Here is a 14,221-nt window from a genome sequence, read left to right on the forward strand (position 1 = left end):
TATAAAATTAAACGTTTTTTTGACAAAAAAGCAGAGATATCAGTAGGGTCTTACGCAAAGGGCCAGGTTAACATGCAGAAATTATTGCGGAAAAGGCTGGATTTGGCGCGATGCGGTTAAAGTCCTGTCAAAGTCGGCTAGCCCGGGCGTGTTCATGTTGCTGTTGGATGAATGAGGGATAGGCATGGCTCTAAGCATGGCCTGCGAAGTATAACGGAAGGAGGACCTCATGAAGCAAGAAATGAAGAATGATGCATGGCTAAAAAGCCCTGGGCAATTGATTGTTTGGCTCAGTCTCGTGCTGTTGACCCCGCTGCTGGTCCTGGCATGCCTGGCAACGGCCCGGGCCCAGTCGGTCGATGGCGGGTTCAATGTTGAGGTGGATGGCGGGGGGCTTAACCCCATTGCTTTGCAGCCGGACGGCAAGATCCTGATCGGCGGGTGGTTCACCACGGTAAACGGAGTGGCTCGCACAGGCATCGCAAGGCTCAATGCCAATGGGGCGTTGGATAACGGTTTTCAAGCCGTGGTTGACGGTTGGCTTTCCTCTCTGGCTTTGCAGCCGGACGGCAAGATCCTGATCGGAGGGTCGTTCACCACGGTAAACGGAGTGACTCGTACAGGCATCGCAAGGCTGAATGCCGACGGCAGCCTGAATGCGATATTTAACCCTGCGCTCATTGAGGGCTCGGTCTACGTGTTGGCCGTTCAACCCAACGGCAGGATACTCATCGGGGGAGAATTTCAAAAAGTTGGTGGGGTGACTCGCACAGGCATCGCAAGGCTGAATGCCAATGGCACCCTGGATACGGGATTCAACCCGGCTGCCATTGAGGGGAATTCCGTTACAAATTTGGCTCTGCAATCTGACGGCAAGATCATCGTCGCGGGTTTTTTTACCAAGGTCGGCGGGCAGCCGCGCAACGGCATCGCCCGGCTGAACCCCAACGGCACCCTGGATGGTTCGTTTTTTTCCGTAGGGCCGGAGCATGATCCAACTGGCAATCCTTTTATCAGCGGCTTGGCGATTCAGCCTGACGGCAAAATCCTCGTGAGTGGACAATTCGATCGCATGGATGGGTGGCCCTATAATCACATCGCCCGGTTGCTGGTTGACGGCACGCTGGACATGACTTTCGACCCCGCCATCGGTCCAAATACATTTTTTCACTGCATGGCGTTGCAAGCCGATGGCAAGATCCTGATCGGCGGGTTTTTCACGACTGTTCAGAATGAGCCGCGCCAATACATCGCCCGGCTGTTGTCCAGCGGCTTTCTGGACTCGACTTTCGATCTTGGAGCCTGGCCGAATGATGCTGTTAGCTCTCTGGCATTGCAGCCTGACGGCAAAATCCTTCTGGGAGGGCATTTCACCGAAGTTGGCGGACAACCGCGCAAAGGCATCGCCAGGCTTCACAACACCTCGGCCGCGGAGCAACACCTGTCGCTCTCCGGCGGCAGATCCACCCTTGCCTGGACTCGAGACGGCACCAGCCCGGAATTCCAGCGCGTGACCTTTGAGCTGTCCACGGATGGCCTGTCCTGGTCATCTCTGGGCCAGGGCACGTACTTTTTTTACACCATGCCCAGCCTTGTTCGCGGCTGGAGTTTGGGCGGCCTGTCTCTTCCGAAGGGACAGGACATCTTTATCCGAGCTCGCGGATTTTATGCGACAGGGTCAGCAAATAGATCGGGCTCCATTGTTGAAACCATCCTTTATCGGGATCGGGGAGGCGCAAATCCCGGCGTGCTGATGCTGCTGTTGCTTGACGAGTAGATCCCAATACCCTTCATCTGGCCGCCATCACTCCTGACTCCCGAATTCCCGGCGATTGGAATGTGTTCCCAGCACGGCCTGAGCCACCCCCTCCATCCCCCGGCGGTTTGAAAAGAAACGATTATGGAGGAAGAGATGCCTGCCGCATCAGGCTTCATAGAGTCTGATGATTGCATGTCGATGATACGCACATGAAATGTATCCCGTCTGCTGGAATTCATTGGACGATTTTCTTGCATTATTGTCAAAATCATGCCAAGCATAGATCGTAAAAACTTTGCGGATTCCACTTCTCCCTTCATGCATGTGGGAAACACCATGCCTCTTGACCTCGACGAGCAAAAACGCACCTGGCCGCCGCCCGGCGGTTGCTTCCCGAACGGGAGGCAGAACCAGATTATAGGCCTGACTGCCATGGCCTTGACGAGAACGCCCATCTTCGCCTGACCGCGAAGATGGGCGTTCTTTGTTGTTTTTTCAGTTTACAAGCTTCGTTTTTCAGCCCAAATCAGAGGGAATGCCGAAGAGCTTCTTGGGGGGGGCCGTTGCTGTCTGTGTACACCCCCGCCCGTCAGCGTGAGGCGATGACGCGCCGATATAACCGGGTTCAGCGTTGTCCTGCCGGGGGCAGCCCGGTACGCGGTTATACTGCGTTGGGCTACGTTGCTTTCGCGGCCAGGCTCGCCTTTATCAAAGTCGGCTAGCCCGGGCGTGTTCATGTTGCTGTTGGATGAATGATTGTCCAGGCTGCTCGTCAATCAAGACGAGGCGACATCCATGCATCTGATTGCAATACTGGATAAATCCAAAAACGCACTTTTGCCCACAGGAGTTTGCTCAATGAACGGAGCGCCCCAAAAAAGAGCATCAGCGTTACCCTTCATTCTGGTCCTTGGCTGTGCCATCATGCTTTGCCTCGCCGTTGACAGCGCGTTCTCCGAAAATAGGATGACGATGTCTGCAACACCTTTGCAGGGATCGTGGTCCATGTGCCAGGTGGAGCACGATAGGATTGCACAACCAGCGACCAAAGGGGACATCAGCGGTGCTGTCAGCAACATCGCCGAACGTCTCCAGCCCGCGGACCTCGCCTATCAGGGCGCGTTTCAGCTTCCGGACAATTTCAACTGGGGCGCCCTGGGGTTGTCCTATTACCCCGGCGGCGGATCAGGCTCGGGCAGCCTGCTTGTCACCGGTTTCCAGTCCATCTCCAGCCCGGCTCACCCCGGGGAGGCGTGCTGGAATCCGTCCTGGAACTGTTATTCCTATTACGGGCAGGTATCCATTCCAAGGCCCGCGGTCAGGACCAATTGGCTTGATCTTCCCGTGGCCGCTCTCATGGGCGGGATGATCAACTTTGACCAGGGAAGAGTCTCGACCGTGAACAGGGAGAATGTTTTTGTCAGCGGCATCGAATATTTTCCGCGCACTGGAACGCAGACACAAGATAAAATCTACGGCTCTGCGGACTTCTGGTATCCAGAGGGCGATTTTGGGGATGATTCATTTCCGACCGTCTGGATGGCCAACCTGGACGGGTCAGGTGCAAGGGGGTTGTTCCATGTCGGGCCCGAGGCCGCGCCCTATCACGGGCGCAAAACCGGGTCCTACTTGTTCACCGTGCCCCAGTGGTACGCCAGCCAGTATCTTGGCGGCCGCCGACTGGTCACCGGACGCTCCCGGGGCACGCCCGCCGTAAATGACCAGCCGGTCACGATCCATGGCGGCTCCCAGGGACCGACGCTGTTTGCCTTTCATGCCCTGGGAAGCGACTCCCCCTCAGGCAACCTGAATGCCCTGCCCTTCCTCTACTATCGCGTGAAATATCCGGGCTGCGCCGGGCCGAACATCGGTCCGACAGCACAATGCGATTATCCCGGGTTCACCATGTGCGACAACTGGACCGGCGGCGCCTTTGCGGACGACGGTGCCAAGCGGGCCTTGATGCTGCTGGGGTACAAGGGACGGGGCGCCAACTGTTACGGCAACGTGGAATGCGCGGATCCGTGCAGCAACGATCAGGGGTATCATTGTAATCCCTATGAACGGCAGGTTGTTTTCTACGACGTGCATGCCTTGGGTCAGGTAGTCCAGGGGCTGCGGGACCCCTGGACTGTCCTACCGTACACTGTCTGGCGTCCTCAGGAGTTCTATCTGACGGGCAATACCTGCTGGAATGTCGGAGGCATGGCCTTTGATCCCCAAACCGGGCGTGTGTTCATGGTGGAGCGTGGCCTGGGGGGAGATGAAAATGCGGCTGTGATCCATGTCTGGCGTGTGGGCGAAGGGTCGTCCAATGTGTCTCAGCCCGGCGTGCTGATGTTGCTGCTGGATGAATGACCTTCGCGGAACATCAAGTGGATGCGGCTGTCGTCTTATCCGGCTTGCATAGTACCCGGTAACTACTCAGCACTTGCGGTGCATGGTCATATGTCTGCACTGGATACCGGCTTTCGCCGAAATGACTTGTCGCACCCAGCCGTTTCCAAGCCAGTCATGCCGGCGTAAGCCGGTATCCAGGTCTTCTTATTCGATTATACTGAGTAGATACATCAAATCAAAGAAAAGTCGTCGACATCTTTTGAAGACATTTAATTGTTGCTGACAATTGGACACTTTTTCCAGGAGGGATGGTGATGGCGAGATATCAAGGACCCAATCGGACCGATGACTGTGGTATTAAGCCGAGCACGCTCACAAGCTGTGTGCGAACAGCTTGTTTCACGGCAACCATGTGTTGCCTGTTCGTTTTCGCGGCGATTTTCCTGACTGTCTCTGCCCATGCCCAGTCCGCGGAAGATGGTTTCAACCCCAATGCAAATTGGCAAATCCATTCTTTCGCCGTGCAGCCGGACGGGAAAATACTGGTTGGCGGCAACTTCTCGGAGATTGCCGGGCACTCCCGCAACAAGATCGCCCGCCTCAACCCGGATGGGTCTCTGGACACCACATTTGCCCCCCCGGCGGAGCCAATGGCGTGGTCAGGGCCATAGCCCTGCAGTCAGACGGCAAAATCATTGTGGGAGGGGCCTTTACGGAAATCGCCGGAGCATCCCGTCATTACCTAGCCCGCTTGAACCAGGACGGGACCAGGGACACGACGTGGAACCTCTTTGCCCAGACGGATGCCACGGTCCGGACCTTGGCCGTGCAAGCAGACGGCAAGGTGCTTGTGGGCGGCGATTTCACGCAAATGTCCCTGCAAACCCGCAATCGCATCGCCCGCCTTGAGGCCGACGGTGCATTGGACGCCGCGTTCAATCCCAATGCGAATGGGGTGGTTTGGGCCATAAGCCTGCAATCCAATGGAAAAATCCTTGTCGGGGGGAATTTCACACAGATTGCTGGAACTGGAAGAAACTACATGGCTCGACTTCAGGCCACCGGTGCATTGGATACGGGTTTTCTTCCGCCAAACAGAGGCCAGATCCGGGTTGTGGCCAGCCAGCCGGACGGCAAGGTCCTTGCGGCCGGAAGTCAGGGTGTGGGACGGCTCAATGCTGATGGATCAGCAGATCCAACGCTCAATGCGGCCACAAATACCTGGGTCTTTGCCATGGCCGTGCAGCCTGACGGCAAGATCCTGGTCGGAGGGAGCTTCACGAAAATCGCCGACAAGGACTTCAACCGCATCGCTCGCCTGGGCCCTGATGGAGACCTGGATCTCACCTTTAACCCTGGTGCGAACAATGCCGTGTATTCCCTGGTCGTGCAGCCGGACGGCAAGATCCTGGCAGGCGGGGTGTTCAGCCAAATTGGGGGCCGAACCCGCAACAACATCGCCCGCCTGCATCAGACCGGCCATGTGGACACCTCCCTGGGAGACCTGAGCGGGGCCAACGGAGCCATATACGCCCTGGCTGTGCAGCCCGACGGCAGGACGGTCATTGGTGGGAACTTCACGGAAGTGTCCATTTACACTCGCAACCGCATCGCCCGCATCAGCCAGGAAGGCATTGTGGACGGTTTCAACCCCGGGGCCAACGGGGTTGTATACACACTGGCCGTGCAGCCTGACGGCAAAATACTGGTCGGGGGGAACTTCACGGAAATCGCCGGACAACCTCGCAACCGGATCGCCCGGCTCAATGCCAACGGGACACTGGACACCACCTTCAACCCTCCCGGCGGTGCCAACGCAACAGTACGGGCCATGCTCCTGCAGCCTGACGGCAAGATCGTGGTCGGGGGATCTTTCACCAATATTGCGGGTGCTGCCCGTCACTACCTGGCCCGCTTGAACCAGGACGGAACCAGGGACACGACCTGGAACCTCTTCGCCCAGACGAATGCCTATGTGGATTCTCTGGCTGGGCAAGCAGACGGGAAAATTCTTGTGGGCGGTGCGTTCACGGAAATTTTTCTCCAGCCCCACAATCGCATCGCCCGGCTGGAAGCCAACGGTGCCCTGGACGCCACCTTCAATTCCTCGGCGAACAATCTCATCATGGCCATTACCCAGCAACCCAACGGAAAAATTGTCGTGGGCAGGGCTTTTACCACTATTGCCGGGGCATCCCGTCATCACCTGGCCCGGTTGAATCAGGACGGCACCAGGGACACGACCTGGAACATTTTTGCCCAGACGAACAACTTTGTCCGTTCCTTGACCGTCCAATCCGATAACAGGATTCTTTTGGGTGGAGACTTCACGGAACTGTCCCTGCAAACCCGCAACCGCATCGCCCGCCTTCAAGTCGACGGCGCATTGGATGGGGCTTTTGATCCGAATGCATCACTACCCGTGTTTGCGACCGCCCTGCAGTCTGACGGAAAAGTCGTTCTTGGCGGCATTTTCCTTGAGGTTGGAGGACTTATGCGATGGCGTCTGGCCCGGCTCGGCAATTCCACGGCCGCCCTGCAACGCCTGGAAGTCCTGCGCGGCGGAGGGACTGTTCGCTGGCATCTCGGGGGGTCCTTTCCCTGGCCCTATCAAGTCTTTTTCGAGCAGTCCTCCAATGGCCTGACCTGGACTGCTCTGGGCTGGGGCCAGGCCATGGCCGACGGCTCAGGATATGAACTCTCAGGGGCTAAACTGCCGGTGCGGAACATTCATTACGTTCGGGCCACCGGCTATGCCCAAAGCAAGGGATCCGTGTCCCTGCACCGCTCGGTTCTGCAATTCTATGCTCAACCGGCCCTGTGCCCGGGGATATTCCTGCTGCTCTTGGGCGATTAACAGGGGAAACGGCATGCGATGAGAAACAAGGAAATATTCAGCGGGCATTCTGGAGAAAGTGCCAAGACGAGTCATTTCATGGCGAATTGCCCGTGTTTCAGAGCACGGGAACGCAGACACAATCCATGATATACAATTCCATGGTGGTCCATGTCTCGTAAGCGGTGGCGGCTCCGTCAAGCACATCCCAGCCCGGGGTGCTGATGCTGTTGCTGTTGGACGAGTGATTGTCCAGACAGGCTCTCGCCTTGCTTTGCGCAACAGGGGCAACGGGAATTTTTTGGAACATTCGCCTGACCCAAGCTCCAACATATCAATGGAGGACGTCATGAAGATATTCTGGCTCGGCATCATTCTCCTGGCTGGCCTTTTCATTTACGGGCCTGTCCATGCCTCACAACCCAGTCCGGACGACCGTCAATCAACAAGTGAAGCTTCTGGCCTGAATACGGAGGGTACCCTGGACCTTCTCCAGTTCACCTCCGGCGGCCATGTTATCGGGTTCGGTAATGATTCGGTGTACGTTGCCGGGCTGGACCGGGTGCTGAGGGTGGAGTTCGTTGGAGGCCGGCCGGTTCAGCCCGTGGCTGAGGGCGAAGGGACGACTTCACACGGAGCGCCCCCCCTGGGCACGGTGACCTATGCCAACGTATGGGACGGCGTGGACGTGGCCTACAGGGCAGCCGAGGGCGGCATCCTGGAGAGCTTCTACTATGTTGACTACACGGAAACCGGCCCGGCCGTGGACGGCATCCGGCTGCGCTACAACCGCCCGGTCAGCCTGGACGAGCGGGGCAACCTGGTCACGGCCTTTGAGAACGGGCACATGGCCGAATCCGCGCCAGTGGCCTGGCAGGAGGTGGACGGGGAAAAACGCTTTGTGGACGCGTCTTTTGTGCTTCTCGGCGAGCAGGCGGTCGGGTTCGCCTTGGGCGATCATCTGCCCGGCATTCAGGTGGTCATCGATCCGGTGCTGACCTGGAACACCTTTCTGGGGGGAGCACACCAGGACTATGGGCTCGGCATAGCCCTGGACGCCGGCGGCAATGTCTATATCGTCGGACATGGCGAGAGTACCTGGGGCCGCCCGGTCAGACCACATCAAGGGGCGGTATCTGCTTTTGTGGCCAAACTCGGCAGCAGCGGAGCTTTGCAGTGGAATACTTTTCTTGGAGGTACAGGCAGGGACTATGGAGCCGGTATCGCCGTGGACAACAGCGGCAACGTCTACGTGACCGGGGAAAGTCTTTCAGCCTGGGGCTCACCGGTCAGGCCATTTGTCGGAGAGTCTTCTGCTTTTGTGGCCAAACTCAACAGCAGCGGCATTCTGCAATGGAACACCTTTCTCGGTGGACTTGGCGTTGACAGGGGTGGTGGTATCACGCTGTCCGGCAGCGGTTATATTTATATCGTCGGCAGCAGCAGCGCCACTTGGGGTGCTCCGGCGCGGGATTTTTCCGGAGATTATGACGCCTTTGTCGCCAAGCTACGGGATGACGGCGTCCTGGAATGGAACACCTTTCTCGGGTCTGATCACCGAGACTTTGGATATGCCATAGCCTATTACGGCAGCGGCACGGCCGCCGTCTATGTCGCCGGAAGCAGTAACGCCACCTGGGGGTTCCCGGCCCGCTCACATTCAGGAGGCTATGATGCCTTTCTGGCCAGAATCAATCCTCTCAACGGCGCTCTCTGGGGCAACACCTTTTTGGGCGGTAGCAGCCAGGACCATGGGTACGGTATTGCCCTCGATGGCCTTGGCGACGTCTATCTGACAGGGATCAGTCTGTCGTCCTGGGGCAGCCCGGTGCGGGGCTATTCCAGCTCCCATGATGTATTTGTCGCCAAAGTCAGCGGGAATAACGGCATGCTGATGTGGCACACTTTTCTCGGCGGCGGTGATTACGACTCCGGATATGGCATTGCCGTGAGGAATAACAACGTTTTTATCACGGGTTATAGCTCATCATCCTGGGGGCGGCCGATACGGCCGCTTGCCGGAGTTGTAGACGCCTTTGTCGCCAGGATCGCGGGCAACAGCGGCGCGCTGCAGTGGCATACCTTTCTGGGTGGCAGCGGCTTTGATGAGGGAAGAGGTATCGCCGCAGACGGCAAAGGCAACGTCTATCTAACCGGATTCAGCGATGCCTCCTGGGGCAGCCCGGTGCGCGGCTATACGGCAACGGGCTACGATGCCTTTGCGGCCAAGCTGCTCATCCGTACGCTCACGGTAACCGCCAATCGCACGACAGCTGTGCCGATTACCTCCAGCCCGTCGGGCTACGGCGGCACGACCGACTACATCAAGGGGGTGGCCAACGGCACGACAATCACCCTGACCGCACCCGCGACCAAGGGCGCCGCGCGTTTCGACAGCTGGTCCGGCTGCGACGCCACGAACCAGTCGGCCAGGACCTGCACCGTGACCATGAACGCCGACAAGCCAGTGACGGCCAATTACAAAGGCGGCCAACCCGGGGTGCTGTTGTTGCTGTTGCTTGACGAGTAGACCCTCATCCTGTTTCCCGGCTGTCCAATGCCGACGGTATCCGAGTGGCGGCGTTGGGGGAAGTCCCTGTTGCGGCTGGGCTGTTACAATTCCCAGCGTGGACCGCATCTTCACGATCCTGCGAGCAGCCCGTCACCTTTTTGGAAAAGGAGCAGCCATGCAAACCATCATCCATACCGTACAGGTGATGTTGGCCTTGGCGCTTGTCTTGAGCGCTCAGATCGCCGGCGCGGCCACGTTTTATGTCAGTCCCGCTGGATATGATTCCTCGCCGCCCTGGTGCGGTGCGGAGTCCCATCCATGTAAAAGCATCACCAAAGTGCTGGAGGCCGGGGGGGACATGACCATCCTGGTGGCCCGGGGTACGTATGATGAGCATGTAGGCATCAGAGGGAACCGTAAGATTACAATCCAAGGCGGCTGGAACGCCGGCTTCACCACGCAGTCCTGCGACCCCTCGCAGACCGTGATCACCGCGCCTCCCGATATGGTGGGTGATCAATTGATCACGGTGTCTGCATATTCGCAAGATTCGCCCTTTGGGCCAAAGGACTTGGAGGTGGAATTGGATTGCCTGCGCATCCAGGGAGTGCCGGAAGCCGTCCGACTCGGGATTTTCGTTGGTTCTGGGGGTGATGGCAGCCGGCTCTTGTTTGCGATGCAAAGGAGCATTGTGCGCGGTTTTCAAGAGGGCATTTTTGTTAGTGCGAGATCAAATTCCTCCCTGGAATTCAATCTTGAAACCACCGAGATTCATCAGAATTCATCGACGGGCTTGACGCTTCGCGCCCTTTACGGAGCAACCCTTGCCTTCCAGGCGAACAGGGTCAGATTGTCGGACAACGGCGGTAACGCCGTGGCCGGCGCCGCCACGGGGTTGCTGCTGACCACTGACCGGGGGATGATCGAAGGCACCTTGAAAAACACGATCATTACCGGCAACAGCGCCCCTGAAGGCGGCGGGGCGTTGCAGATTTCAGGGTTGGACGCCATCGGCGATCCACTCCGGGACGATGTGACGCTGACACTGACCAACACCACCATCCATGGCAACCATCAAGGCGTCCACGGAGGGGGGCTGCGGGTTATCGCGGCAGGGGCGAAATTCATAAAAATCCGTATCAGGAATACAATCATCTGGGGGAATACCGCGGGGGGAAGCGACGCCGATGTGGTCGTGAAGGTCTTCGATCCCGCGGCCCGCGCGGAGGTTACGGCGAGGCACTCCATTCTCGGCAACGTGAATGTCCCGTCCGGTGTGTTCACGGACCTGGGCAACAATCTCAATGCCGATCCGCGGCTCGATTCCGAGCAGCACCTGACCTTTCCCTCCCCGGCCAGGAATGCCGGGATCTGCGGCTCATACCGGACGATTAACGGTATCCCGTTCTACATTCGTATCGCCCCGTACGACGACTTTGACGGCCAGAACCGTCCGGGGTTCGGCGTGCGCTACGGATGCGACATCGGCGCGGACGAGTTTTTCGGCAGTCTGGCGCCCATATATCTTCTGCTGCTGGGGGAGTGATGAGCCGGCCGCTGATCATGATTCAGCGTTTTACGCTGTTTTTGGCGGAAGGAACGTGTTCGCCGTCAAACAGTGAGTGTGTCATTTTGTGAAAAGAGTAGACAAGCCCTTCTTTCGGGGATAGTACTCCTTCGCAAATAATAACGCTTGCATTCTCCAATTCAGGATTACTCATGTTCGTCTATTGCTCGGCCGGTCCGGGCACGAGCAGGGGCTGGCTTCCGGCTCGTTCCCATTGTGAATCATGTTGTCCCGCCATCCGTTTGGATTTGACGGAAAAGCCCTTCTCCCGCGTAACCACGCCGGAGAGGGGCTTTTTTTATTGATCGCGGGGTAAGGCCATTGGCCATAGGACGGTTTCATCTTTGACTCACCCCATTGTCACATGGACAAAAACTTAAGGAGGCAGCATGCCGCGGCATACATTCTCATTAACCGTCAGGAACGTGATCCTCGTCTTGGTTGCCGTGGCGGCCGCGACGTGCCTGACAGTGCCGGCCATGTCCAAGACATCGGCCGGAACGATCCGGGGCGATGGCGCATACGGGAAAATGCCCATCCTGTTCATCCCCAACCAGGGGCAGATGGATGAGCAGGTCGCCTTCTCCATCCAGGGCAGGGACAAGTCGATATTCTTCACCTCCCAGGGGGTGACCTTTGCCCTCTCGGTCCCGGTCCAGGATGGAGCAAGCAGGAAAGAGTCCTTTTTGCGCGACATCGAGCCCGACGCGGCCACGGTGGGTGGCCCAGTGAAGCGCTGGGTGGTCAAGCTGGACTTTGTCGACGCCCGCCAGGATGTCCTGCCCGAGACGCTGGAAGCCTCGGAAACCGTGATCTCCTACTTCAGGGGCAAACCAGAAGAGTGGCACACCGGTATCCAGGCCAGTTCCAAGATCATCTACCGCGACCTCTGGCCCGGGATTGATCTGATCTACTACGGCACGGTGAACCGCTTGAAATATGACTTTATCGTCCACCCGGGAGCCGATCCGGGGCGGATCAAGCTGGCCTACCGCGGCGTGGACTCCCTGGAAGTGACCGACGAAGGCCGCCTCATGGTTACCACGCCTGCCGGAGCGTTTTACGATGATATCCCGGTGGCCTGGCAGGACCTGGAGGAAGGACGGCAGGATGTTGCCGTGGCCTATGCCATGGAGCAGCCGCCCCATGTCCAGGTTGCCGCCCTTGGCCCAGTGGCGGGGGATGCAGGCTCAGCCCTTGGCCTGGCCGGCACGGCCCAAACCCATGGCTACGGCTTCACGGTCGGTGCCTACGACACCACCAAGCCCCTGGTGCTGGACCCGGAAATGGTAATCTACAGCGGCTTCATCGGCGGATCAGCAGATGAAGCAGGTTTTGGAATTGCCGTGGACTCAGTTGGGCGGGCCTATGTCACGGGACGTACAAATTCCGGTCCAGGGTCTTTCCCCGTTCGGAATGGGCCATACCTTGATTACAATTTAAACGTCGACGCCTTTGTGGCCCGGGTCAGGGCGAATGGAACCGGCCTGGAATACTGCGGCTATATCGGGGGGTCGGGGATCGATGTCGGCATAGGCATCGCCGTGGACGGTGCCGGCAACGCCTATGTCACCGGCAGTACCCAATCAAACGACTTCCCTACTGCCGGTAACTGGCCGTACACGACCTACAGCGGCCAGGGAGACGCCTTCATCGCCAAGGTCAAGGCGGACGGGACGGGTTTGATCTACTCCGGCTACATCGGGGGAGGGGTCAGCGATTACGGAAGAGCGGTGGCCGTGAATGTTTTCCGCCAAGCATATGTCACGGGAGTCACCTACTCCTCCAATTTTCCGACAAAAAATGGGCCGAATTTGACCCATAGCGGCGGTGCGGACGCGTTCGTACTCAAGATCAATCACGAAGGGTCCGACCTTGTCTACAGCGGCTTTATCGGCGGCACAGGCGATGATCATGGGTATGGCATCGCCCACGATGTTGATCGAGCCTATGTTGTCGGCCGTACGAGTTCCTCGCACACGACCTTTCCGGTCGTTGCCGGGCCGGGGTTGACCTACAAGGGAAATATGGATGCCTTTGTGGCCAGGGTGGCACCCAACGGTCAGAGTCTCGAATACTGCGGTTATCTCGGCGGATCGCAATGGGATTTTGGGGAGGCGATCGCCGTGGACCTCGTCACCGGTGCGGCCTATGTCACGGGAGGCACGCAATCCAGCGAGAACCAGGGCTTTCCGGTCAAGGTGGGTCCGAATCTGACTCACAAAGGCATAACGGATGCCTTTGTGGCCAAGATCAACGCCGACGCGAGCCTGGCCTATGCCGGCTATATCGGGGGTGCATCGGATGACCGGGGCTTTGGCATTGCCGTGGACGGTTCCGGACACGCCTACGTCGCGGGCAGTACAGCTTCCACCGAGGCCTCGTTTCCGGTTCTGCACGGGCCGTATCTCCACCACAGCGGTAACTATGACGCCTTTGTGGCCAAGGTCCGGTCCGATGGCCGGGGCCTGATCTACAGCGGGTATATCGGGGGCAGCAGTTTGGATGAAGGCAAGGCCATCGCCGTGGACAGCGAGGGCAGCGCCTATGTCACCGGCGAGACCTTTTCCGATGAATTGAGTTTCCCGACGAAGACAGGTCCGGTTCTGGTGGCCAATGCGGGATTCACTGTTGATAATAAAAGCGATGCCTTTGTGACCAAGATCGCCACGGGCAACCTGCAGGTGAACATCGCCCCTCCGGCGGCCCGTACGGCCGGGGCCGGCTGGCGCCGCGCCGGCACCCCGGACAACTGGCGGGCCCACGGGACAGCGGAAAACGGCTTGGCCGCGGGAGATTACGTAGTGGAATTTTCTACCATTCCCGGATGGAACATCAAGAGCAATGAAACCTGTCAGGTCCAGACCGGGCTGACCACAACCTGCACCGTGACCTATGTCCAGAATACCAGCCTCTACCAGATTCTCGTGTCCGTTGCGGGCCAGGGGGGCACGGTCAGCGGTGGGGGGACCTATGCCCACAATGCCCTGGTCACGCTGACGGCCACCCCGTCCCAGGGCTTAGCCTTCGGCCATTGGGCTGAAAACAGCCAAAAGGTCGATGGGGCATCGGCTACATACAGCTTTTACGCGACAGCCAACCGATCCTTGCAGGCCCATTTTCGGAAAAACTCGCAAGCCGGAGTCTTGCTGCTGTTGCTGGATGAATGAAGGGATGGTGGCTCGGGCATTGGCTTGGAGATAATGG

General features: G+C 58.4%; 8 protein-coding genes. 7 read left to right on the top strand and 1 reads right to left on the bottom strand.

The features are described 5' to 3' along the window. Positions 1-229 precede the first annotated feature (229 nt). The 4 genes from C6366_RS13885 (at position 230) to C6366_RS13900 (ending at position 6,956) form a co-directional block, all read left to right on the top strand. Complete coding sequence (locus C6366_RS13885; RefSeq protein ID WP_107738903.1) at positions 230-1,777, top strand: delta-60 repeat domain-containing protein; 1,548 nt, start codon at positions 230-232, stop codon at positions 1,775-1,777. A 954-nt stretch (positions 1,778-2,731) separates the two neighbouring features. After that, positions 2,732-4,117, top strand: a complete 1,386-nt coding sequence (locus C6366_RS13890; protein WP_146164860.1) for a hypothetical protein — start codon at positions 2,732-2,734, stop codon at positions 4,115-4,117. A 296-nt stretch (positions 4,118-4,413) separates the two neighbouring features. Then, positions 4,414-4,770, top strand: a complete 357-nt coding sequence (locus tag C6366_RS13895; protein ID WP_158269789.1) for a delta-60 repeat domain-containing protein — start codon at positions 4,414-4,416, stop codon at positions 4,768-4,770. Further along, the gene (locus tag C6366_RS13900; protein ID WP_158269790.1) at positions 4,755-6,956 is read left to right on the top strand and encodes a hypothetical protein; all 2,202 of its coding nucleotides are present in this window, start codon (positions 4,755-4,757) and stop codon (positions 6,954-6,956) included. The genes C6366_RS13895 and C6366_RS13900 overlap by 16 nt, the downstream gene beginning before the upstream one ends. A 97-nt stretch (positions 6,957-7,053) precedes the next feature. Here the strand turns inward: C6366_RS13900 and C6366_RS13905 are convergent, their stop codons facing one another. After that, positions 7,054-7,245: a hypothetical protein gene (locus C6366_RS13905; protein WP_107738911.1), complete on the bottom strand. Its 192-nt coding sequence runs from the start codon at positions 7,243-7,245 to the stop codon at positions 7,054-7,056. A 39-nt stretch (positions 7,246-7,284) separates the two neighbouring features. Here C6366_RS13905 and C6366_RS13910 point away from each other — a divergent pair, with 39 nt between their 5' ends. The 3 genes from C6366_RS13910 to C6366_RS13920 all read left to right on the top strand — a co-directional run bounded on the left by C6366_RS13910 (position 7,285) and on the right by C6366_RS13920 (position 14,184). After that, positions 7,285-9,465, top strand: a complete 2,181-nt coding sequence (locus C6366_RS13910; protein ID WP_158269791.1) for an SBBP repeat-containing protein — start codon at positions 7,285-7,287, stop codon at positions 9,463-9,465. Between the two features lie 157 nt (positions 9,466-9,622). Then, complete coding sequence (locus tag C6366_RS13915; protein WP_107738915.1) at positions 9,623-10,993, top strand: hypothetical protein; 1,371 nt, start codon at positions 9,623-9,625, stop codon at positions 10,991-10,993. Between the two features lie 410 nt (positions 10,994-11,403). Beyond that, positions 11,404-14,184: an SBBP repeat-containing protein gene (locus C6366_RS13920; protein WP_107738917.1), complete on the top strand. Its 2,781-nt coding sequence runs from the start codon at positions 11,404-11,406 to the stop codon at positions 14,182-14,184. Positions 14,185-14,221 lie beyond the last annotated feature (37 nt).

The sequence above is a fragment of the Desulfonatronum sp. SC1 genome, assembly GCF_003046795.1.
Taxonomy (GTDB): Bacteria; Desulfobacterota; Desulfovibrionia; order Desulfovibrionales; family Desulfonatronaceae; genus Desulfonatronum.